The sequence below is a fragment of the Blautia sp. BCRC 81119 genome (assembly GCF_003184505.1).
Taxonomy (GTDB): Bacteria; Bacillota; Clostridia; order Lachnospirales; family Lachnospiraceae; genus Blautia_A; species Blautia_A fusiformis.
On the sequence record NZ_QJHD01000026.1, the window covers coordinates 16919 to 37174 of the forward strand.

Annotated in this window: 30 protein-coding genes; 3 read left to right on the forward strand and 27 right to left on the reverse strand. The window is 45.8% G+C overall.

The window, feature by feature from the left end; translation table 11 throughout:
- Positions 1 to 31: 31 nt before the first annotated feature.
- The 8 genes from DMI82_RS14820 to DMI82_RS14855 form a co-directional block, all read right to left on the reverse strand.
- Positions 32 to 448 (reverse strand): YjdF family protein, encoded by a 417-nt coding sequence (locus tag DMI82_RS14820; RefSeq protein WP_110103727.1) that lies wholly within the window; start codon positions 446 to 448, stop codon positions 32 to 34.
- 214 nt (positions 449 to 662) lie between these two features.
- Positions 663 to 977, reverse strand: a complete 315-nt coding sequence (locus tag DMI82_RS14825; protein WP_110103728.1) for a hypothetical protein — start codon at positions 975 to 977, stop codon at positions 663 to 665.
- Positions 978 to 990: 13 nt separating this feature from the next.
- The gene (locus DMI82_RS14830; RefSeq protein WP_110103729.1) at positions 991 to 2340 is read right to left on the reverse strand and encodes a plasmid recombination protein; all 1350 of its coding nucleotides are present in this window, start codon (positions 2338 to 2340) and stop codon (positions 991 to 993) included.
- Positions 2341 to 2509: 169 nt separating this feature from the next.
- Positions 2510 to 2644, reverse strand: coding sequence for a hypothetical protein (locus tag DMI82_RS20485; protein ID WP_278308659.1), 135 nt, complete (start codon positions 2642 to 2644; stop codon positions 2510 to 2512).
- A 199-nt stretch (positions 2645 to 2843) separates the two neighbouring features.
- The gene (locus tag DMI82_RS14840) at positions 2844 to 3824 is read right to left on the reverse strand and encodes an AAA family ATPase (protein WP_110103731.1); all 981 of its coding nucleotides are present in this window, start codon (positions 3822 to 3824) and stop codon (positions 2844 to 2846) included.
- Between the two features lie 100 nt (positions 3825 to 3924).
- Complete coding sequence (locus DMI82_RS14845; protein ID WP_110103732.1) at positions 3925 to 4302, reverse strand: plasmid mobilization protein; 378 nt, start codon at positions 4300 to 4302, stop codon at positions 3925 to 3927.
- A complete protein-coding gene (locus tag DMI82_RS14850) occupies positions 4299 to 5384 on the reverse strand; it encodes a site-specific integrase (RefSeq protein ID WP_110103733.1) in 1086 nt (361 codons plus the stop codon). The genes DMI82_RS14845 and DMI82_RS14850 overlap by 4 nt, the downstream gene beginning before the upstream one ends.
- Before the next feature lie 15 nt (positions 5385 to 5399).
- A complete protein-coding gene (locus DMI82_RS14855) occupies positions 5400 to 5588 on the reverse strand; it encodes a MarR family transcriptional regulator (protein ID WP_087306154.1) in 189 nt (62 codons plus the stop codon).
- Positions 5589 to 5793: 205 nt separating this feature from the next.
- Here DMI82_RS14855 and DMI82_RS14860 point away from each other — a divergent pair, with 205 nt between their 5' ends.
- From DMI82_RS14860 to DMI82_RS14870, 3 genes are read left to right on the forward strand one after another with little or no spacing between them, the layout of a single operon-like run.
- Positions 5794 to 6267, forward strand: coding sequence for a GNAT family N-acetyltransferase (locus tag DMI82_RS14860; protein WP_110103734.1), 474 nt, complete (start codon positions 5794 to 5796; stop codon positions 6265 to 6267).
- Positions 6268 to 6291: 24 nt separating this feature from the next.
- Complete coding sequence (locus DMI82_RS14865; RefSeq protein WP_110103735.1) at positions 6292 to 6861, forward strand: helix-turn-helix domain-containing protein; 570 nt, start codon at positions 6292 to 6294, stop codon at positions 6859 to 6861.
- A gap of 11 nt (positions 6862 to 6872) precedes the next feature.
- A complete protein-coding gene (locus DMI82_RS14870; protein WP_110103736.1) occupies positions 6873 to 8297 on the forward strand; it encodes a hypothetical protein in 1425 nt (474 codons plus the stop codon).
- A 217-nt stretch (positions 8298 to 8514) separates the two neighbouring features.
- Here the strand turns inward: DMI82_RS14870 and DMI82_RS14875 are convergent, their stop codons facing one another.
- The 19 genes from DMI82_RS14875 to DMI82_RS14960 form a co-directional block, all read right to left on the reverse strand.
- Complete coding sequence (locus DMI82_RS14875; protein ID WP_110103737.1) at positions 8515 to 8715, reverse strand: hypothetical protein; 201 nt, start codon at positions 8713 to 8715, stop codon at positions 8515 to 8517.
- A gap of 2 nt (positions 8716 to 8717) precedes the next feature.
- A complete protein-coding gene (locus DMI82_RS14880) occupies positions 8718 to 9671 on the reverse strand; it encodes an ADP-ribosylglycohydrolase family protein (protein WP_110103738.1) in 954 nt (317 codons plus the stop codon).
- A 12-nt stretch (positions 9672 to 9683) separates the two neighbouring features.
- Positions 9684 to 9866, reverse strand: a complete 183-nt coding sequence (locus DMI82_RS14885) for a hypothetical protein (protein WP_110103739.1) — start codon at positions 9864 to 9866, stop codon at positions 9684 to 9686.
- Positions 9860 to 10270, reverse strand: a complete 411-nt coding sequence (locus DMI82_RS14890) for a hypothetical protein (RefSeq protein ID WP_110103740.1) — start codon at positions 10268 to 10270, stop codon at positions 9860 to 9862. Before DMI82_RS14890 ends, DMI82_RS14885 begins: the two co-directional genes overlap by 7 nt.
- A 26-nt stretch (positions 10271 to 10296) precedes the next feature.
- A complete protein-coding gene (locus DMI82_RS14895) occupies positions 10297 to 10539 on the reverse strand; it encodes a hypothetical protein (protein WP_110103741.1) in 243 nt (80 codons plus the stop codon).
- A 20-nt stretch (positions 10540 to 10559) separates the two neighbouring features.
- The gene (locus tag DMI82_RS14900; RefSeq protein ID WP_110103742.1) at positions 10560 to 10889 is read right to left on the reverse strand and encodes a hypothetical protein; all 330 of its coding nucleotides are present in this window, start codon (positions 10887 to 10889) and stop codon (positions 10560 to 10562) included.
- Positions 10890 to 11183: 294 nt separating this feature from the next.
- Positions 11184 to 12650: a glucosaminidase domain-containing protein gene (locus DMI82_RS14905; protein WP_242981847.1), complete on the reverse strand. Its 1467-nt coding sequence runs from the start codon at positions 12648 to 12650 to the stop codon at positions 11184 to 11186.
- Between the two features lie 29 nt (positions 12651 to 12679).
- Complete coding sequence (locus tag DMI82_RS14910; RefSeq protein ID WP_242981848.1) at positions 12680 to 13006, reverse strand: aminopeptidase; 327 nt, start codon at positions 13004 to 13006, stop codon at positions 12680 to 12682.
- A gap of 11 nt (positions 13007 to 13017) precedes the next feature.
- Positions 13018 to 13446 (reverse strand): hypothetical protein, encoded by a 429-nt coding sequence (locus DMI82_RS14915; protein ID WP_110103743.1) that lies wholly within the window; start codon positions 13444 to 13446, stop codon positions 13018 to 13020.
- A 21-nt stretch (positions 13447 to 13467) separates the two neighbouring features.
- Positions 13468 to 13851 carry a hypothetical protein gene (locus DMI82_RS14920; protein ID WP_110103744.1) on the reverse strand — a complete coding sequence of 128 codons (384 nt, stop codon included), beginning with the start codon at positions 13849 to 13851 and terminating at the stop codon, positions 13468 to 13470.
- Positions 13852 to 13935: 84 nt separating this feature from the next.
- Positions 13936 to 14106, reverse strand: a complete 171-nt coding sequence (locus DMI82_RS19865; RefSeq protein WP_015525465.1) for a hypothetical protein — start codon at positions 14104 to 14106, stop codon at positions 13936 to 13938.
- Positions 14087 to 15244, reverse strand: coding sequence for a reverse transcriptase/maturase family protein (locus DMI82_RS14925; protein ID WP_110103745.1), 1158 nt, complete (start codon positions 15242 to 15244; stop codon positions 14087 to 14089). The genes DMI82_RS19865 and DMI82_RS14925 overlap by 20 nt, the downstream gene beginning before the upstream one ends.
- 357 nt (positions 15245 to 15601) lie before the next feature.
- Entirely contained in the window at positions 15602 to 15973 is a 372-nt protein-coding gene (gene avd, locus DMI82_RS14930; protein ID WP_110103746.1) for a diversity-generating retroelement protein Avd, read from the reverse strand.
- 53 nt (positions 15974 to 16026) lie between these two features.
- Positions 16027 to 17127 carry an SUMF1/EgtB/PvdO family nonheme iron enzyme gene (locus DMI82_RS14935; RefSeq protein WP_110103747.1) on the reverse strand — a complete coding sequence of 367 codons (1101 nt, stop codon included), beginning with the start codon at positions 17125 to 17127 and terminating at the stop codon, positions 16027 to 16029.
- A gap of 3 nt (positions 17128 to 17130) precedes the next feature.
- On the reverse strand, positions 17131 to 17490 hold the full coding sequence (locus tag DMI82_RS14940) for a hypothetical protein (protein ID WP_110103748.1): 360 nt from the start codon (positions 17488 to 17490) through the stop codon (positions 17131 to 17133).
- Positions 17487 to 18014, reverse strand: coding sequence for a hypothetical protein (locus DMI82_RS14945; RefSeq protein ID WP_110103749.1), 528 nt, complete (start codon positions 18012 to 18014; stop codon positions 17487 to 17489). The genes DMI82_RS14940 and DMI82_RS14945 overlap by 4 nt, the downstream gene beginning before the upstream one ends.
- A gap of 18 nt (positions 18015 to 18032) precedes the next feature.
- A complete protein-coding gene (locus DMI82_RS14950; RefSeq protein WP_110103750.1) occupies positions 18033 to 18338 on the reverse strand; it encodes a hypothetical protein in 306 nt (101 codons plus the stop codon).
- A gap of 14 nt (positions 18339 to 18352) precedes the next feature.
- Positions 18353 to 19129: a putative phage tail protein gene (locus DMI82_RS14955; RefSeq protein ID WP_110103751.1), complete on the reverse strand. Its 777-nt coding sequence runs from the start codon at positions 19127 to 19129 to the stop codon at positions 18353 to 18355.
- Positions 19129 to 20256, reverse strand: a complete 1128-nt coding sequence (locus tag DMI82_RS14960; RefSeq protein WP_110103752.1) for a baseplate J/gp47 family protein — start codon at positions 20254 to 20256, stop codon at positions 19129 to 19131. The genes DMI82_RS14955 and DMI82_RS14960 overlap by 1 nt, the downstream gene beginning before the upstream one ends.

A 20256-nucleotide genomic window follows, 5' to 3' on the forward strand; every position in this document is an offset into this window, starting at 1 on the left:
GTTCTTCATGGACTTAAAAGCATAGGGACAGTTACCTGCCCCTATGCTTTTCTTTCCTTTTCTGCTGTTTCAGTTCAAACTGCCGCTGTTTCTCTGCTTCCCGTTGTTCCCGGCTCACAGCTTTACGTTCGGTTTTAAACTGCTCCTGCTGTAATTTCAAAGCCTGTTGCGACTTCGTTCCTATCCCAGTGTTCTGCACCTGTTTCCGCACATCTCTCTGTACCCGTTTCGGATTGCGACTAGCTTCTTTTACATCAGTTGCCACAGCCGGACTAAATTTCAATCGATAGTAATTTTTCAGAACAAAATCATATATCTCGTAATCTTTCGGTTCCGCACCAAATGTAACCTTGCATACAGACAATTTCTTCTCCGATATGTGTTCAAACACACCTATCCAGAATGGTTCTTCAAAAAATACTGTCAATCTACCTGATACTTTGTCCATGACAATTCCTCCTTAAATGATTGTATGAACAAAGAACGGACGACCCTAAGGAGGGAGGGTTACTTACACCAGATGGTGCGGCCGGGCTACCTACCGGCTCTGTAAGGAATTTTCTCTTACGTTGCGTTTTTATCTTTGCTCCTTGATTTTAGCATACCATTAGCAATTTTACCACAAGAAATAAGGGACACAGCCGCCGCCATGCCCCAAATTCTTACTGTTCCAACGTTCTCTCGATTTTCTGTTTCTGCCCTTTCAAATCGTTCTGCTTCTCATACAAGCTGTCTCGTTCTTTACAGAGTGATTTCATGCGTTCCAACTGCGCCTTCACTCCCTCCCGGCAATCCGGTTCTATCCGTTTATATTCCCCTGTCAGACTGCGTATCTCATTATTGTTTGATTTTATCTGCTCCGACACACATATCCAGTCAATTAGATTGCGTACTTCCATATCTGTATCATACAAATCTGTTTCTGAAAGGATTTTCGCACACAGCCGAACCATAACTTTTTTCTCCATATCTGTCATTCTATCAATCCCCCTATCTGCTCATATCAAATACACGTTTCGGACGTTTATTTTCCTTTTCTGCCCATTCCAGAGCCTTAGACCGCTCAACTGTCGACTGCGCCTGTTCTCTGCCGAAATAGCGTTCCAAACGCCCCAAATCTTCCGTTTTCTCCTGCAATCGGTCAATAATGCCGCTCTGCTCCATGACCTTATCTGTCAAGCGACTGATCTGCTGCTCCTGCCGGGTAACTTTTTCTTTTAGTTTCTTTCCCTGTTCTGCAAGCTGGACGCATTTAATTGTCAGTGCTTTTATCGTTTCTTTCAATTTCTCCACAAGCGGAAAAGCTTTTTTATCCTTATAAGCCTTTGCAGACATCAACGCCGCCGGTTCAGGCAGCTGCCACTTCTCATCCTCGTCATAAGCGTGTATGTTCCGTTCCATGACTGCCTTAGACTGAACCATTTTTTCAATATCTTGTTGCAATTTCTTCTGTTGCTTCTCCAATTTCACATTATCAGACAGCAGCTTTTTCTTGTCCTCTGCCAGCGTTGTCGCCTGCTCCTTCAGCAAATCACTTATTTCCGAAAGTTCCGATACTTCCTGCCGGATTGCTTCGCCCTTCTGCCGTATCTGCTCTGTTTCCTGCACTGCTTTTCTATGCTGAATCTGAATATCTGATAATCGCTCTTTTCCGTCAGAAATAGATTGCTCCAATTCTGCGACTTCCTTTGCCCGCTCCTTTTTCTCAAAGTCCAAAACAGATAAATGCTTTTCATGTGTGCCTTTCTTCTCCCACTCAATCCCATGTTCCAGCACGACAGCGGCAAGCTGTTCTTTCTCATAAGCTACCCACTGATTTAATTCCGTTTCCCGCCTTGTACCGCCTTTAAATCCGAGAGCAGATAACGCCTGTTTCAAAGAAACTCTTGTATCAATCCCCCGCCTGCTTCCTGTCGTATACGGTACAAAATCTATATGCAAGTGGGGCGTTGCTTCGTCCATATGAAGATAGGCACTAAATACTCTTAACGTAGGATTTCGCCGCTGGAAATCCCGCATATATTTATCCAGCACCTTTGCCGCAAGTCGTCCGTTCTCCGTCTTTGCCCCCATGTTGTCCTTATCCCCAATTTGCAGGATAATCTCATGAAATGGCTTCTCCTGTTTGCCGGAACGGATTTTCTCATAATAATCGTCAATCCGGCGGTCACTTCTGGTCTGCTTCTCATTATACCGGGTGAGCGCTTCATCAAACAATTCGTGATATACGTCCTTAACATTTTCATTGCAATATTCCACGTTCAGACAGCTTCGCTCCGGGTCAGTATTCTTTGCATGGAATTTTCTGCTATTATGGTTGACAGAGCCTTTTCCTGTCATAAAGCTGATAGTTCGCTTCAATCAATATCCTTTCTCCCTTTCCGGGCAATCAGCGCCGGATACGGCGCATAAGCTTTGTTACTTTCGTCGAAAGTAACGCAAAAGCACTTTTGACAGCCGTTCCGTCCATCAAAAGCTGCCTTTGCGCCCTGCCGGGGGCTTTTCCGTCCTACGGACGGGGCAGCTGTTGCCGCCGCTTTACTTCCGCCGCTATAGCTTTTCGGATAGCCGAAAGTACATTTTCTATCGTATATTCATCCCATCTGGCAAGCCATATCAGCGTCCGCATTTCTGCCTCAGTCAATTCTATATCTCCGAATATTTCATTGAGTTCGGCAATCCTCCGGGCTTCACTCTCGTAAAAATATTTGTTCACATTCTGGCTGTCGTATCATATTCGCACTCCTTTTCAAGACCGCAACAACGCAAGGTCTATATCTTTTGCAACCTTGCAGACACCAAGCTCGCAAATTCTATATACTCTGCATTGTTGCGCTGTTGCCTTATTCCGGCTTGATTTTATCCAGTTCCCAATACCACGAATTGTTTATCCGCTTTGCTCTGATACTCAATTCCTTTTTCGCATTTTCAAGCGTCCGTCTGGATATACCCTGTTCCTCTGCAAGATTGAAAATCTCATTACTCTGCATGGCATTGTTTGTTTCTGCCACTTCCTGGAGCAGACGCTTCGCCTGTTCTAGCTTATTCGCTTTCGGAGCGATACCGCCCAACACTTCATCGGCGGTAATCTCATAATCTCCGAGCCAGTGAAAACCGTCCTCCGACAACTCAAAGGCTTTCGGGTGCCCAAACGCCGCCAGATTGTTTTTTATCTGGACTACCGCCCTTATATTCGCTACGCCCTCTACTCTGCCGACCAGCAGGACGCTCCTTGCCACCGCAAAGAAATCAATGGAACCCATGCCCCGATATGCTGCCTTATTTCCAGCCGCTTTGTTCATGTGCCCTACAAGTACAATGGCACATTGATATTTCTCCGCCAGAGTCGCCAGCTTCTTTGTCATATCCCTTGCTTCATTTGCCCGGTTCATATCCATACCGCCGCCGAAATACGCCTGTATCGGGTCTAAAATCAGTAGCTTCGCCTTTGTCCTTATGACTGCTTCTTCCAGACGTTCATCTATCATGGAAAGTGATTTTATGCTCTCGTCAATGACGGAAATATTTTCACAATTTGCTCCTGCCACTTCCAAACGGGGCTTAACCGTATCTGCAAGCCCGTCCTCCGCACTCTGGTAAATCACATTCAGCGGCTCCGTCAGTTTCATTTTGCTGTCCAGACCCTCGCCTTTTGACAGTTTCGCCGCTATGTTCAGCACAAGCGTTGTCTTACCGTCCCCCGGATCGCCCTGCACAATTGTCAGCTTTCCATAAGGGATAAACGGAAACCACAGCCACGCCACCTCCTGCGACTGTATCTCCGACATTTTAATCATCTGTAATTCTGTTCTCGTTCCTGCCATAATGTCCTCCATTTTTGAAAAATTCGTTGTCACCGGAAGAAACCTCTGCTATACTTGAATTGTGATTATTGATAACAGAGGTTTTCCAGTTATCACAGCCCTAACAGTTGCCGCTGTCAGGGCTTTTTTCTTCGCCTTGCCACAGATACCTTGCACCGTCCAACATCCAAAGAATTGCTTTCAGCATATCTTCATAGGCTTCCCGCAAATCTCTGATTTCTTCGGAAGTAATCCCCGGATTTTTGCCATCAATTTGCTCCGCCAGTTCCACCAGCCGATTCTCCATTTCCTGCAACCGTTCCACAATCTGATAAACTGTTTCTTTCTTGCCTACCACGCACACCCGGTTATAAATGCAGGAACGGACAAAATAATCTTTTTTCTTCATGCCGCTTGTGAAAATCTTTGCTTCGATTTCTTCCCTCTCTCTGGGAGAGATACGGAAACTGATTGTCGGATATTTGTGTGTGCCGCTCATTCCTCTGCGCCCTCCTTAAATTCTTCATTCAGCAATTTTGCCATTTGTGTCTGTTCCGTCGGGAACATATGAGCATAGCGATAAGTAATATCCACGCTTTCATGCCCCACCCTATTTCCGATTGATACCGCCGAAAATCCCATGCTGATAAGCAGTGATACATGAGAATGTCGCAAATCGTGGATTCTAATGCGTTTCACTCCCGCTTTTTCCGCCCCTCTTGTCATTTCATGGTGCAGAAAGCTTTTTGTCAGATGAAAGATACGGTCAGTGGGAAGAATCCCGTACAATCTGCCGATATAATCTTTCAGTTCTTCACATAAGAAATCCGGCATACTTACATTTCGTTTACTTTTCGGAGTCTTTGGGTCTGTAATTACATCTTTACCCTCCAATCGCTGATAAGATTTTGTTACCCGAATGACTTTGTTATCAAAATCAATATCCTGCGGCGTGAGAGCTAACAGTTCGCCCACTCGTAAACCGCACCAGTACAATATCTGAAACGCATGATAGGAATATGGTTTGTCCTTTACCGCTTCAATGAATTTCAGATATTCCTCTTTTGTCCAGAACAGCATTTCCTCCGCTTTTCCCTTTCCCAACGGCCCCGCCTTTACAACAGGATTGCTTTTCAGTTCATAGAACCGTACCGCATGATTAAACAGTGCACTCAATTCTGATTGCAGAGTTTTCAAATAAGTCGGAGCATAGGGCTTTCCTTTTTCATCACGATAGGAAATCTGTTCATTCTGCCACTGGATAATATCTTTCGGACGAATATCACGCATTTTCTTATCCTTGAAATAGGGCAGTAGCTTTGTCCTCAAGATATGCTCTTTCGTCAGCCAGGTATTGTGTTTCAGTTTCGGCTTCATATCTCTTGTGTATGCCTGAACAAATTCCTCAAAAGTCATATCCAAGTCAGCCGCTTCTTTCATACGGAAATGCCGTTCCCACTCTGTTGCTTCCCGTTTGGTCTTAAATCCCCTCTTAACTTTCCGGCAATTCTTACCAGTCCAGTCATAATAGTGAAAGGACACATACCATGTTCCCCGCTGTTCGTCTTTGTACGCCGCCATAATCTCACTCCTTTCCTAATTCGCCTGTGCCATGCCATAAAATTTTTCTTCATAGTATTTTCTGCTCACTCGTCCGGCGATTGTGATAAAACCTTTTGCTTCCAGTTCTTCGTTCATCTGCCGCACCAGCTTATAAGCAAATGGTTTGGAAATGCCTAAGTCCTGCGCCACTTCTCCGGCTGTTACAAATAAATCATTTTTCAAATACACGTCCTCCTTTTGGATTTTTAACTTTTTTGTTAAGTTCTGTATTTTCACTATGCTTAACATTTCCGCTATTGTCAATATCTTTTTTGTTAAATTTATCTTTTTTGTTAAATTTAGCATTTCTGATAAGTTTTTGTTGCCGTATTATTTTAGGTATGCTACAATGTAGGAAACGGGATAACTATTTTCACAGGAGGGCTTTATGGAATACACGATACGAGAAATGACGGTAATGGAATATCCTCTATTGAATGAATTTCTATACGAAGCTATTTTTATTCCAGACGGTATAAAGCCGCCACCGAAAAATATTATCGCTTCTCCCGAATTACAGATTTATATTGACCGCTTCGGGGCATCAAAAGCTGATTTCGCATTAGTCGCAGAAGTTGAGCAAAAAATCGTTGGTGCTGTCTGGGTACGCATTATACACGATTACGGACATATTGATGATAAAACGCCCTCCCTTTCCATCTCTCTATACAAAGAATACCGGGGACAGGGGATAGGAACCGATATGATGAAAGAAATGCTATCTTTGTTGAAAACACATGGTTATAAACGTGTTTCACTTTCCGTTCAAAAGGCTAATTATGCGGCTAAAATGTATCAAAAAATCGGTTTTGATATTATACGGGAAAACAAAAAAGAATGGATTATGGTGTGTAATTTGTAAAGTTTAAGGAAAGGACACAGAATTATGATACTGGGAGAACGAATTAAGAGAGTCCGCACATTTCGGGGATTAACACAACGGGAACTAGGCTTGAAGCTGGGATATGAGGAACGCAACGCTGATGTTCGTGTAGCACAATATGAATCCGGTTATCGTGTTCCCAAAAAAGATACTCTCATGGAAATTGCCAGGATTTTGAATGTCAACTATATAAATTTTATTACCGAAGCTCCCGGCTGCGCCGAGGACATTATGCAAACTTTTTTCTGGCTTGACGAGGACAACCGCAATACCTTTCATCTGTTCCAGCTTATCCGCAATCCCAACAAGTGCAATGCTTCTGATGATAAGTCTGTTCGCTATAATGATAGTGACGAATGGCCTGCTCATGCTCCTATCGGTATGTGGATTGATTACGGCCTGGTAAATGAATTTCTACGTGAATGGTATCTGCGGAAAGAACAGCTAAAAAGCGGAGAAATTTCAGAAAACGAATATTTTGAATGGAAAATCAACTGGCCTGCCTCCAGTAGTAGTGTTGACTATGATAATATTGATAAATGCAACAATACTTATAAATGGAAAAACCATTAGAAAGGAGCTTTATGCCAAACGAATTAATTACTGCGAGTAGTCGCGAATTAGCCACCGAATTAACAGCCTATGATGAAAAAATGTTGAGTGTATTCGAATATTTAGGCTTACCCACAAACAATATTTTAGTAAAAGTGGATGAACGTCGTAAGGTTTTTAAAAATATAGAAGATGTATTAGAACCACTTTCATCTGAAACTCTGGAAACTTCCACCTATATCTCAAAGTTTTTATCTGCGGTAAGTGCTGGATTATTTGATGCTGCATTAAACTACCTATGGGATGAAACTGTAAGTCAGTTACGTTTTCGTGTCTCTCAATATGATATTCAGTATTTTTTTGATTTAGCAGTAACATCAGATAAAAGAACTAAGCTATCTACAGAAGATGATTTAGTAAAAATTGATGATAGTGAACTTATTCAAGGTGCTAAAGAAATCGGTTTGATTTCTGATATTGGTTATCGTCTACTTGATAATATAAAATTCATGCGAAATTGGGCTAGCGCTGCTCATCCCAATCAGGTTGAATTAACGGGCTTACAACTAATTGATTGGCTAGAAACTTGTATTAAAGAAGTAATATCTCTCCCATTATCCAATTTAACTATCCAAATCGGAAAATTATTACGTAATATCAAGACAAACACTTTAGATGAAGCAGAAGCTGAAACTATTAGCAATTTCTTTTGTGAATTAACTTCTGAAAAAGCCAATTCTCTTTGTAATGGCTTCTTTGGTATTTATTGTCGGATAGATACAACAAGCGATACCAAGAGGAATATTAAACTTTTATTGCCTAAACTATGGTATTTAGTAGATGAAGATGTAAAATGGAATTGTGGAATTAAATACAGCAAATTCCAAATTAATAATGATCAGACTGAAGCAAAACTAGCTAGAGAATTTTTACAAATAGTTAATGCAGAGTCATACCTGCCTGAGTCTATACGAAGTGCCGAATTAAAAATTGAATTGGAACATTTATATAATGCTCATAACGCTACTATAAACAACTTTTACTTAGAACCTCCATATGCAAAACAAGTACAACGACTAGTGGGGTCGCACGGAGTTCCAATCCAGATTAACGCTTATTATACTATGGTAATAATTGACGCATACTTAACAAACGGAAATGGTAAATGCTGGGGAGCAGAAGACATATATAACGAATTAATTGATAATTTTACTCAAGTTCAATTCATGCTCGCAATAACTTCATTCACACACGATAAAATTTCCAGCAAATTACAGTTCCCTTTATGTTTGAATCAGTACAAATCTCTACTTACTAAAGCTGAAAGCAATGTCACTGCACCCAAACTATTAGATTTTATTAGCACTGTTAGAAACTTTTCACAGCCTTTATATCGGTTAAAAGAGGATGCAAATATAATGCAACAAGTTGAACATCTCAAAAAAATAATCAAATAACATTTAGGTATCAAAAAGGTATCACGCCACACACTAAGAGCCGGAAAGTCCGCTATTTATGCGGCTTCCCGGCTCCCTGTTTACTATTCAAACTCAATAACAACGTTTTAGCGGCTACTGTTTTTGTATGTTTCATACACGTTTTTATTGCTTTTATTATTTATATTATTCATGGCTTTTCTGGCTCTCAAAATTTCCGGTACAATTCTGGTACACATCATTCTGTTTGCCCTCTTCCCAGCTTTTCAAGATACAAGGCGGCTGCCTCCTCGTAAAAATCAGAGCGGCTGTATGCTTTCCCCTCTTGCTGGCGCCTCTCTTCCACGTACTCGTCAATAGCATCAAGCCGATCAAGTGGTGCGTGGACTGTAATGGGTACCCGGCGCGAGGTTCCCTTTAATTTCCTACCGTATGCCATCTTTATGCCTCCATGTGGTTTTTCGCTGCGTCGCCTGTCAGGCTGATCAACGTGCTCTTTGTGTCGCTGTCCAGTACCATACGCCACCGGAGCGGAATCTTTTCATATCCATACAGGGCACCGGCCAACCCTCCGGTAATAGCTGCGATTGTGTCCGTGTCTCCTCCCAGGTTTGCAGCTTTAACAACGGCCGCCTCAAAGTTCTTTGTACTTCTCAGGCAGTGCAGGGCGCAATGTAAAGAGTCAACCACAAAGCCGCTAGGGTTCAGGTTTGCCGGCTCTGCCTTTCGGCTGTATCGTGTGCCCCTTGTAATGTCGTTTAGACCGTTGCATAGTTTTTGCACCGTATCTGCATGGTGCATGATTAAATAGTATACCATTTTTGTATAAAGCTGGCAAGCCTCCGCGCTCAGGTCGTCCCAGTGCGTCAGGCGTCCGATTCTGTCCGCAACCTCTACGGCTCTGCTCTCGTCTGTATAGTACAGACCAGGGTACACGGTACGCATCAGGGCGCCGTTGCCCGCGCTTCTGTTCCCGTTCTGCTGCGCTGTCAGCTGTGCCGCCTGCTCCCATAACTCATAAGGTGCCAGGCCCTTGCAATTTTTCAGATCTGGCCGTCTCAGCATCATCTGCAGGGCGTTTGTGATCGCGCTGCGGCATGTGCCGCCTATATCTTTCGGGCCACCCATGGCCCACTCTGCAAAGTGCTTGCCCGCCCACGGCTCCGGATTATCCGGGTGCATTGCTACGCCCAGGGCTGCTGCGATTGTCATTTGCGTGTCGTCGGTAACTTCTCCCGGCTTTACGTTCAGCCATCCGCCGCCGATCATTTCTTTCACGGTTCCGTGCTTGTGCTGGATTTCCTTTGCGTTCATAAATTCCAGCGGGGCGCCCAGTGCGTCCCCTACTGCTACACCAAATAATGCGCCACCGATTTTGTTTGCTAAATTCGTCATATCTTTGCCCTCCTATGCGATTCTTTCAAATTCAAATATGCCAATGCTTGCAATAAAAGCCTTTGTTGTCCGGAGTCCGGTATTTACCTGCTGCCCGTCAACGTACTGGCGTAAATAGTAGCCGCCTACCATCTTTACGACCTCCCATGTTTTCTTGCTGTTGTACCGGTCCCGGTACCATTCTCTTTTTACCATGCCGCTGCCTCCTGTCTCTCCCAGTAACCATACAGGCATTTCTGCCCGGAGTCCCATGTATCATAGTAAATGCCATTCACAACAGCAACGCAATGATTGGCCACATTCAGGAAAAAGGTACCTGCCTTGTGATCCTTTGCGAACCGGTCCACCGTCGGGCGCTTGCTTCCCTTTTTGTTGCTAATTCCGTGGTACTCGAAGCCGTGTTCTTTCAGGTATCTCTCATAGCATACCTGGCTGTTTGGCATACACTGCAGCTCTATGGCATAAGGCAGCAACGCCTCAAATGCCTCCGGCCAGCTTTTACCTGTTACCTTTGTAAGTGCTCTTACAACACAATCCCCGTAATTGTCTTTGAGGTCTTTGTCGTTTGGCTGGTAATATTTATAATTTCTGCTTGCCATCTTTGCCCCTTTCCGGATCCGGCAGCTTACGCTGCCAGCTCCTGCACGTACTCCATACCCTCAAAGCTACAAAAGCCGCCAGCATCCAAAATGCTCTGCAGTGCTCTCTTGCCACCGCACGGGATGTATGGTACCAAAATACCAAACTCGTCACGGTCTGCACTAAAGGCAACCCAACCTTTTCCCGGCTCGTACAGCGCCCAACCTGTTACCATGCGGCTGATTTTCTTGGTTCCAAAATGTGTATTTCTCAATCTTTTAATCTGCATATATCATGCCCTCCACTTTCTTATAATCTGGTATACATCCATGTTACCTGTGTAAACAGTTCCTGCAGCGTGTCGCAATATACATTGTCAAACTCTGCTACCTCAACAACTTTGTCTGGTACCCATTCAAAGGTTTTCTTGTTCAGGCGTCCCGCTGTGTACTTATAAAAGCGCATCCGGTATGTGTCTGTTGCCTCGTCAAGGGTAATTGTCAGGCGGTTTGCCTTGCTGTGGTTCTTTGCAAGTGTCATTCTCAGGCTATTGCCGTCTGCCAGGTAATTCTTTGAGCCTGTCATTGCTGTAAATCTCTGGCCGCCTAACTGCTGTAAAATTGTTTCTGCTACACTCATTTCGTTTACCTCCATATCTCTCTTTCAACTGTCTTTATTATAAACCAATGGCGGTTTATATTCCATAGACCGAATAGACAAACTTTAGTGTAGTGAAGTGCATGAAAAGGATACAAGATAGACAACTATTTTTAAGCATAAAAAAAGAGGGTGGTTCCCAGGTTTCAGGCGTTTGCCTGACCCCCTTGAGAACCCCCTCTTCGGCGCATTTTACACTATATTTTCATTTCTGTAAATCCCGGAATAACAGACAAAAAGTCTTGCCGAAAAGATACAGAATAGACAACGGGCTTATTATACCCGTTTTACATAGTCCAGACTGATCCAGCCGGCTCCGGATTTCAAGCGGCCCCACTTGGTCGCTCCCTTTCCGTTCGCTTCCTCAACAATGGTATAGGTTCCTACTGGAATATACTGTGTTTTGGCGTATCCGGTTCCTGGGCCTGTCCGGATGTTCAGGTCCGTAATTTCAACGCGCACCTGGTACGGCTGGAATGCTGCCACCGGATAAACCTGCTTGCCGTTCCAGTCGAACACCTTATAACCTTTGTTCTGATCAGCGCACGCTTTGGCGTTGTCATAATTCTCAAAGGCTCCTTTCTGGCTTGCTGCATCCGCCCAGGTCTTGCGGACTCTGTAGTATTTCTTTGCAGTAGTTGGCTGTGCCGGTGTTGCTGGTGTGGCTACTGCACCGCTGCCGATTTTCTTCTTAAAATCGTTCCACGCGCTCTCAGATCCGCTTGCAGAGTTCCATCCGTATACACCAGGGCAATATTTACCGTTTACGTCAAAATGGCGGATAACCCTGGAAGCGGGTACCCCGTACAGTTTCATGAGGTACTTAGTCAGCTCAATAGCGCTGTTGATCGTTGCCTGCTCAAAATACCAGTCTTTGCTGTTTGCGTTCTTGTTTCCTTTGTTTCTTACGCACATTTCAATGGACACGCTGTTGGCATTTCTGGCCACGCCGTACAAGCTGCCGCCCTGGCTGGACTGTCTGCCGCCGCCTACAGCCCAACAGTAACGGGCTTTCGGGTTCGGGTTATACTGCCAGATTTCTCCCTCGAAACCGACGTAAAAATCAGCACTGGCCTGTGTCGTGCTGCGCTGATTATAATAGTCGATATTGTTCTTTGCGGTACCTGTTGCACCTACATAGTGGATAACAATGTACTCAATTCCTCCGCTGCGTGGGCTTGTGTTGTGTGTTCCGAAGTTCGGGTTCTGGTTAATTTTCAAGTTGCTCACTCCTCCCTTTGTTGCCTGGTCGTATTTCGTCAAATTATATTTGTTGATAATACTCAGGACTTTGCTCACATACTTTGTATCTGTTGCATATCCGCCTGCCTTTATGATTCCGATAGCTTTCGCCGGATCTGTTTCTCCTTTCAGGCCTGCATAACGCTGTTTGCTGCCATTCATGGCGCCCAGTAAATATGCGCTGTGGTCCGCCACACTGTCGGCAGCGCTCGCATATTTCCGGAAATCTGCTGTAATTGTGTAGGCGTTCCCGTTCGCGTCCTCTTCTCCGGTCTGCTTCCGGTACTTGCTTATGCCGTCCCAGGTACTTCCTGGCCAGGTATTCCCGGATAAGCTGCATTTCATCCCAAAAAAGTTGTTTGCATTTCTGGCCAGCTCTGTGCTACCGTGACCGGATTCCAGGATTGACTGCGCCGTTGTTACCGAAGCCAGCACGCCGCTTTTTGCCATGTCTGCCTGCGCCAGTGGCCCCATAAAGCTGATAAATTCCTGCTCTGTCATGTACGTCCCTCCCATAGGAAAAGGCGACCTTACCGGCCGCCCTGTGCGTTATTATCTGTTCTTTTCAGCTGTGCAATGGCCTGAATTACTTTGTCATACCCGACCATGGAAGCAAGCCAGGACAGCAGCACGAGTGCAATTAAATATACCGCCATCTTGTCATTGATCTGCGTCTCCGTCAGAATCAGGTACCCGGCACCTACCAGGGTGGACAGCACTACGGCCACACCGCCGGCCAGAAAATTAGAGTGGTACTTCACTGTCATTTCGTCCAGCAGCTTCTTAATGCCCTCAGTAAACAGCCCCGTAAAAATAGATACGATCATCAATCCCAGTAAAAAAATTTCTAAAGTCATGTTTTTGCTCCTTATCCGATACCCTCTCCGGTATCTGTGTTGTTTTCTGGCTCCATTCCGGCCAGATCGTCAGTTTCTGCCTGCCTTATGTTCATGTCGTACACAATGCCGCCCTTGGTGTTTTCCTTTGCGGATTTCTGCGCATACGCCCAAAATACTCCAAACATGGCCGCTGGTACACCGATCAGCGCGTACAGTGCCGACAAGTCGAAGCGCATCCACATAACAACCTCTGCATAGATTACTATTTCAATACAAAGACCGTATACAACCGCCATCATAGCCTTACCCCAGGCCGGTTTCTTCCTGGTGTGCCTCAGTCCCAGCTCACGCTCTCGGTCGCGTACCCGCTGCCTCAGCTGCTGCTCCTCCGCTATCTGGTCAAGTTCTTTCATGCGCTTCTCATAATCTAGTTTTTTCTTAAAAAATAACTTTCTCAACCTTGTCTCACTCCTTGCAGTTCAAACCAGGAAAGAATGTTCTTCACAACATTTATCATAAATTTTGCGGATATTGGCAATCGAGCGCACTGCTTTACCATTGTGGAACTTTGGGTGCTCTGCACAAAAATTTTCGTATGTGTCAATGTCCTCTATGATCTGTGTGAAATGTTCTTCCGTGTGCCTTACGTCGTGTCTGATTTCGTCATTAAAGCGAATGATCCGGTACCTGGCCGTTTCCGCTTTCCCTTTCTCAATCAGATCAATCACATCCTTGTTTAAAGCACGCCCCAGGGCTGCTGCGATAACGCTCCATGGGTTTACCTTGATAGGTGCGATCTGTACAAGGGTGAGCACAATCAGCAGCACACCGCCGCCGGTTTCTAAAATCTCTTTCAATGTCATGCTCCCTTACCTCATCATTTTAATTTTCTGCAAAATAAAAGAACCGGCCAGGGCCAGCTCTGCGGTCAATTCTTTTTATGGGTTTCATTCTTCTATGCCTCTTTGCAGGTCTGCCGCCTGCTGCATCATTGCCAGTTCTTCCTCTTCAATCATACTGTGCTGCAATAATGCGGCCGCCAGGCGGTCAATAACATTCCTTTGCAGCTGTATAATTTCCGACTGGGTTTCCAGTACCTCAGCAATACATTGTTTCATAGTCAAGTGCTCCTATTCCTCCCGTTTCAATCACGTTTATGATCTGCTCCTCTCCATTATCATCCGCATGGGTCAATACAAATTCGTCCAGCAATTTCTCCTTAAATTTCTTACAATCCACATGGCTCAGCATGGCCAGGTAGCTCTGCATAGTTGCGTTTGCCTCCTTGAATGTGATCAGGTTGTCGTGGTAGTCCTGGCGCGTTTTCCGGAGAGTTCTCTTCATCCGAAGCGTTGTGCTTTTTCTCAGGATTACATGGTCGTTATAAATAACAAAACCAACAAACTCACAACCAACCCGCACCGGCCGGAGTGCTGTCTTGTTGTTGAAATTTAAGTGCAGCCGCTCCTCTAAAAACTGTGTCATTCTTCTGCCGTATTCTTTCAGGCGTTCCTTGTCATTGTCCAGGATTATAATGTCGTCCATGTACCGGATATACCGTTTTATTCCCAGTACCCTCTTGCAAAACTGGTCAAGTGGATCCAGATACATATTACCCAGCATATGGGACAGGCCGCCGCCGATAGGTATTCCTAAATCATACAGCATTTGCTCCTCGGTAATTGTCAGCTGGTTTGCATCCAATGGCATACCGAACGGAACCGCATCATTGTTTATGTAATACCCTAACAAGTCAACGGTTCGCGGATCATCTATCTTTTTCCTGCAAATATCCATAAGTATTTCATGGTCAATGCGGTAAAAGAATTTTGCAACATCAAACTTGTAATAATACCATTCTGATCCGGACGTCCTGGTTTCTCGCATCCAGGTATAAAGCTGTTCCATGGCTGCCAGCTGCCCGCGTCCCTTTACGCACGCATAGGTATGTTCTATGAACGTCCGGCATATTTTAGGATTCAGCACGTCATATATTGCCCGCTGCACCACTTTGGACCAGTAGTCAATAAATATAACTTTCCGCACCTTTGGCACGTATACATAAAAACTGTGATATTCGACTTTTGGTACCTTTCCAGCCCTCAACAGAGTGCTTATTTCTTCCAGGTTTCCCTCTCTATTATCGTAAAATCTCAGCCTTTCTGTGTTTTCCCTTTTGCCCTTTGATACATGGGTATCTGCGACCATTAGTGTGTGAAATGAGGTTATCTCATAATATACGTTTCTAATTGTCATATTTTTTTACAGTGGTGCAGGTTTCGCTGTATTCTACTCCCGGATGGGCCAGTGGTTCTGCTGTCGCAAAACATAACCCACGCACAAGGGACTCCCCTTGGTGCCATCACTGCTGTTTTCCTTTTTCGCTCTTTATAAAGCGCGGGAACGAGATCCTTTATCCCCCTGCACTGCCAGGACGTCCGTGGGCGCTCCTGTATCTGGCGTATGGGGGTAGAGCGGAGCGCCAGCCGATGTTCACGTTCACGTTGCCACGGTTCGTCCAGTTGCCGTTACTGTAACCGACACCCGCGTTCGTGCCGTTGCCATAGTTGCCACCGGAGTTGAACAAGCGCTATATCCCATTCCCTACGTTATTTATTTTTTAATGCTCGCCATCCATCCGCCGAGCATTCTGCCTATCTCGTTTACCATTTCGCTCCACTGCTTATATTTCTTGAAATCAATATATTTCAGCCGGTATGAAAGGCGGATGTATTTCCTTATCTTGTCAATTTCCACGTCCAGCTCCTGCAAAGTAGTTTTCTTGTAATACTTTTTATTTGCTTCAATGGTTCTTTCCATTGCCTGGTCCATACACCGCTTTATGTCTGCCGCTAAAACAAATCTTTCATACTTTGGGTACGCATTTAGTACCGGATAGGCGTATAACATCATATCTTCAATTTTTCCTAAAATCAGGAGGGGATCTCTGTCCCCATCCCGATCTTCAATTTGTACCTCTTCCATGTTCCTCCTGCATCTAGTTGGCCTTATCGGTCCGCTATCGCGTCCCTATCAGATTACAGGCCAACAGATTCCAGATCCACATAAGCGGAGCGCCAGCCGATGTTCACGCTCACGTGGCCACGGTACGTCCAGTTGCCGTCACTGTAACCGACACCCGCGCTCGCGCCGCTGCCAGAGTAGCCACCGGAGTGGAACAAGCGCTCATCTGCAACGTTATTAAACCACAATCTGTCGTCGTCATAATCAGAGGCTTTTGCTCCGTCTACTGGTAGTAAGCCGTATGCTCTCAGCACTGCCTTTGCAGCGTCGGAAATGTCTGCGGAACAAGTTAAAGCTCCCAGTGCACAACTAAAGTTCTCAGATGTCTTTGTAATGGTTTTACACCACTGGGCGCCGCCTGCTCCTGTTGCATCGATCTTAATACTGTTCGCGGTTGTTCCGTTGCCGTCCGGCGTAATAAATGCGCCTGTCGTTGCATCAATAGCTTTCCATGCGGAGCTTGCTGCAGTCTGCGGGTTGTCGCTATTTGCGCCGTTATTATTTTCAAGTAACTGTAATTCTCCTTTTACGGTGCGGAGCGCTCCGGTCCACTCAGAAACATTTCCGTTCAGATCCCAAATTCCATCAAGCTGTTTATTGTGGGACCAGGTCAACGGGCCGGTACCGGTTAAAACATGATAAATTTTTCCTGCATCTGTTCCGCTTCCGTATGTAGCCGGAATTGCCTGCTGCAATGTTTCTCTGCTGTCTTTTCCATAGTTATTATTTCCCCATGGCTGAAAACCGTTCTTTTTGCACCAGAGCATAATTGCGGCCCACTCTGCCTTAGTCATCATGTGCCAACCTTTTCCCTTGGATTCACAATATCCTCTGGCAGTGTCCCAGGTAATATTTACAGTCGGATCCTGGCCAGGCAGGGAGTACGCACGGCCATTATTTACAATGTTCTGGTATTTGCTGATCCAGATTCCCGGTACCTCTTTACCATTCACGATAAAGGCTGGGTGTGTGCTGTCTCCGGCGCCGTCGATCACGTCGCTCATTTTGAACTTAGGCACGTAAACCATAACGGACGGGATTCCCTTGTCGTCATAAATCAGCTTGTTGTTAGGTGCTACCATTTTCAGGGCAAATTCTGCTAAATCGTACTGCATACCTTATTCCTCCTCTTCATCATCAGCGGCAACCGGATTTTCCAGTCCCCACAATGTCACTGTAACCTGGCTCATGTCCAGCTTCTTTGCAACCGGAGCTTTTCCCTCGCCCTCCTGGTTGCTCTCTTCCTGCTGCTCGTACTCTCTGGCCGGAATATCGACCTCAGCAACATAAAAAAGACCGTCGCCGGTCCCCATGGTCAAGTCTCCATCTGCATCCATGCAGATATCTTTATGCACTGGCCAGTCTTTCTGGTACTTGTCGCACTTAATGGCCAGCATATCGTCAAAATTCAGCTTGTAGCCGCTTTCTGTAAATGGGATTTTTTCTCCCGCGTTTTTCTCAATAACCTTTACGCTCATGCGTACATACCTCCTCTAACTTTGTATTTAACCTTTACGGTCTTAGCGCTTCCCTCGAATTTCAGTTTGAAGCCGTTCAGCTGCTTGTCATATACGATCACATCCCCAACCTGGCCGCCTGCTACTTCCACGACCTCAATATCAAGGTCATAGTTCATAGTTTTGCGGACGGTTTTCAAAGCAACCGTTGTGCCGCTGTTGTTAAAAGCAAAAAATACCTTGTTGCTGTTGGTCAGCGTAACCGCTCCGGTTTCAGACGTAAACTCTGCGTCATGCTCTCCCAGGCGGCGCTCAACTTCCTCCTGCTGGTGCATTTTTGCCTGCATGAAAATAGCCTCTGCCACATGGGCGTCATGGATTCCGTTTTCCATGTGGTTGAAATTGGTTGCACTCTGCGGGGTTCCCTGCTGCATCACGGTACCTGGGGACGGCTCATGTTCTACTGTGCCGTCAGAGTTCTGCGTCTCTTTGTACCGGTATGGGTACTGGACAACCTCGTCTTTCCATGGTGTCATACCATACATAGGTCTTTGCCTCCTCTCTTATACCTCTGTAATTTCAATAGTAAAACGGTAAAACACACCCTCTTGCGTGCTCTTTCGAGTAATGTTCTCCGTTTTTGTCAGCCACAACTTGCCGCTGCGGTTGTACAGCTGCACCTCTGCGATTTTTACGGTGCCGCTCATGGTGGGATTTATTGTAAAATCAATAGCCACCTTGCCCGTGCTGTCCACGTAAATGTCTGTAATTTCCGCCCTGTAATAGCTGCTGTTAATCTTATACATGGCGTGGGAAACTGTCTTTTTTACATGGTCCTTAAAGCCGTTCATGGCGTCTGCTGTCAGCATGTGCTCCTCCTTTCTTAGAGCCGTGTAGCTCCACAAATTTTATATACAATACCGGCGGATTCTCCGGTAATGCGAGCATTTACTCCTGGGGCTGTCATTTCTCCGACTGTGTTCACATCCGGATAAGTTCCTGCCCGCTTCTCCTCTCCTGGTGTCGGATACTCAAACGCCAGGCCTGCTGCTTCTGGTTTTACATCCACTTCAAACGGCTGCAATGCTCCAACCCGGTTTACATCCGGCCTGGTACCGGCCATAATGTGGGGATATGAATAATTTGCCCCAGTGGGCCGTACTTGCAGGCGCACGGGCGTTTCAAAAACTACCCGCACATGCTTTTGTGACTGCTTAACCTTGTAAATTTCTTCAACAACAGCGGCCAGGTCAACATTGCTGCTGCCTGGCCGGATAATAACCTCATATGTGTGTGGTGCTACGTTTTCATAGATTTCAACCTCCCGCCCGGAAATTTCTGCCACCAGGGCTGCAATACGGTACGGGTTCATAGGGCGTTTTGTGTTTCGTTTCTGCACAATCGGGCGCCGCCGTTCTTCCAGGCTTTTGCCCTCGTTTCCTTTTATTCCGTAACGTTCTTCCCACCAGGGAAGCGACCAGGTTGCTGTTTCCGGAAACGCCTGTTTTTTTATATCTTCCACGGTCTCGCGCGCAAGCTCCATGGGTGCTGCCATGACCTGAAAAATCCACTTGCCAACATAGGAACGGTCATAGATCGGGCTTACCATGCTCAGCATGTCTTTTGCGCTTTCCCGTGTAGGGAAATTTTCCAGATCCATCACTCCGCCTCCCTTGCTTCAACTCCCTGCGTATACGGATATTCGTCATTTTCAATGCGCACGTTGTCCGCACTGCCATTGATCAGCAGGTTTGTAAAATCCTCAACCCCTGGCGTGCTGGTCAGAAGTGCATGGACCTTTATGTACTTGACGGCTCCGTCGTCCGCAACCGTCTTGTAATAACTTTCCAGCTGCTTTTTAAACCCGGATATAACGGTGCTTAGTTCAAAGCCATCTGCTACCGTAACTGTAAAGGAATACGATATATTTACCAGGTCCGGCGCTGCTACCGTCAGGATTGTGTTTGGTGGCGCCAGTCGGTCTGCTGGGTTGTCTGGAGACATAATATAATTGTAAACTGCATCCAGCAGGGTCTTGTTCGCTCCCTCGCCATTCTGGTCCAGGCATACAATTTTTACTGTTTCCGGCCCGTTCCATTCCGGGATAACAATCGCGTCCCCGATTCCGTCTACTGCCTTAGCCCACCGTTTATAATCGGCATTGTTGCCTATATAACTGGTTTCCTCCGAGGCGTCTGCTTCCATGATTCTTTCTCTTAAATCGTCGTCGCTTTCTTCCTCCGTTCCTCCGGTGGCTTTTTCTTTGTTCGTAACCGTCTGGATTCCCTCAACTGGTTCCGACATTAAAACAATAGTGCCGGCATTTACGTTTGACTGCTTTCCATCAAGTAGCGCACGCACCAACACGGTACCTTTTCCCTCTTCGTTCAATATGCAGCTTTCAACTGCCGCAAATTCAATGGACGGCTGATCATTCTTGGCCTCTGTCGCAAAAACAGTGCCGGCCGGTACTATGGTGCCCGGCTCTCCTGTCAGTGTCAGCTCCGCTTCTGCATAAGTAGACGCTTTCCTTTTTGTCTGCGATCCAGCTGCCAGGTAGTCCAAAAAGCTGCCGCTGCTCCACTGCGGGAACATCAGTTTTATTGCTTCCGGAATATAAAACTGCAATAACTCTGACGCGATCAGCGCCGTGGGCCTTGTAAAATCCCACGGGAAGCCGCCCTCAGTCTTGTCAATGTCATTCGGAAGCTCGTCCATCATCCTTGCGTGGATCGTGTCCGCGTCACAATCCTCCAAAAATTCAGGTACAATAAAATCACTTGCCAA

Coding starts and splice junctions, on each gene's coding strand:
- DMI82_RS14820 (WP_110103727.1), bottom strand. CDS start 448: ATGGACAAAGTATCAGGTAGATTGACAGTATTTTTTGAAGAACCATTC.
- DMI82_RS14825 (WP_110103728.1), bottom strand. CDS start 977: ATGACAGATATGGAGAAAAAAGTTATGGTTCGGCTGTGTGCGAAAATC.
- DMI82_RS14830 (WP_110103729.1), bottom strand. CDS start 2,340: ATGACAGGAAAAGGCTCTGTCAACCATAATAGCAGAAAATTCCATGCA.
- DMI82_RS14840 (WP_110103731.1), bottom strand. CDS start 3,824: ATGGCAGGAACGAGAACAGAATTACAGATGATTAAAATGTCGGAGATA.
- DMI82_RS14845 (WP_110103732.1), bottom strand. CDS start 4,302: ATGAGCGGCACACACAAATATCCGACAATCAGTTTCCGTATCTCTCCC.
- DMI82_RS14850 (WP_110103733.1), bottom strand. CDS start 5,384: ATGGCGGCGTACAAAGACGAACAGCGGGGAACATGGTATGTGTCCTTT.
- DMI82_RS14860 (WP_110103734.1), top strand. CDS start 5,794: ATGGAATACACGATACGAGAAATGACGGTAATGGAATATCCTCTATTG.
- DMI82_RS14865 (WP_110103735.1), top strand. CDS start 6,292: ATGATACTGGGAGAACGAATTAAGAGAGTCCGCACATTTCGGGGATTA.
- DMI82_RS14870 (WP_110103736.1), top strand. CDS start 6,873: ATGCCAAACGAATTAATTACTGCGAGTAGTCGCGAATTAGCCACCGAA.
- DMI82_RS14875 (WP_110103737.1), bottom strand. CDS start 8,715: ATGGCATACGGTAGGAAATTAAAGGGAACCTCGCGCCGGGTACCCATT.
- DMI82_RS14880 (WP_110103738.1), bottom strand. CDS start 9,671: ATGACGAATTTAGCAAACAAAATCGGTGGCGCATTATTTGGTGTAGCA.
- DMI82_RS14885 (WP_110103739.1), bottom strand. CDS start 9,866: ATGGTAAAAAGAGAATGGTACCGGGACCGGTACAACAGCAAGAAAACA.
- DMI82_RS14890 (WP_110103740.1), bottom strand. CDS start 10,270: ATGGCAAGCAGAAATTATAAATATTACCAGCCAAACGACAAAGACCTC.
- DMI82_RS14895 (WP_110103741.1), bottom strand. CDS start 10,539: ATGCAGATTAAAAGATTGAGAAATACACATTTTGGAACCAAGAAAATC.
- DMI82_RS14900 (WP_110103742.1), bottom strand. CDS start 10,889: ATGAGTGTAGCAGAAACAATTTTACAGCAGTTAGGCGGCCAGAGATTT.
- DMI82_RS14905 (WP_242981847.1), bottom strand. CDS start 12,650: ATGACAGAGCAGGAATTTATCAGCTTTATGGGGCCACTGGCGCAGGCA.
- DMI82_RS14910 (WP_242981848.1), bottom strand. CDS start 13,006: ATGACTTTAGAAATTTTTTTACTGGGATTGATGATCGTATCTATTTTT.
- DMI82_RS14920 (WP_110103744.1), bottom strand. CDS start 13,851: ATGACATTGAAAGAGATTTTAGAAACCGGCGGCGGTGTGCTGCTGATT.
- DMI82_RS19865 (WP_015525465.1), bottom strand. CDS start 14,106: ATGAAACAATGTATTGCTGAGGTACTGGAAACCCAGTCGGAAATTATA.
- DMI82_RS14925 (WP_110103745.1), bottom strand. CDS start 15,244: ATGACAATTAGAAACGTATATTATGAGATAACCTCATTTCACACACTA.
- avd (WP_110103746.1), bottom strand. CDS start 15,973: ATGGAAGAGGTACAAATTGAAGATCGGGATGGGGACAGAGATCCCCTC.
- DMI82_RS14935 (WP_110103747.1), bottom strand. CDS start 17,127: ATGCAGTACGATTTAGCAGAATTTGCCCTGAAAATGGTAGCACCTAAC.
- DMI82_RS14940 (WP_110103748.1), bottom strand. CDS start 17,490: ATGAGCGTAAAGGTTATTGAGAAAAACGCGGGAGAAAAAATCCCATTT.
- DMI82_RS14945 (WP_110103749.1), bottom strand. CDS start 18,014: ATGTATGGTATGACACCATGGAAAGACGAGGTTGTCCAGTACCCATAC.
- DMI82_RS14950 (WP_110103750.1), bottom strand. CDS start 18,338: ATGCTGACAGCAGACGCCATGAACGGCTTTAAGGACCATGTAAAAAAG.
- DMI82_RS14955 (WP_110103751.1), bottom strand. CDS start 19,129: ATGGATCTGGAAAATTTCCCTACACGGGAAAGCGCAAAAGACATGCTG.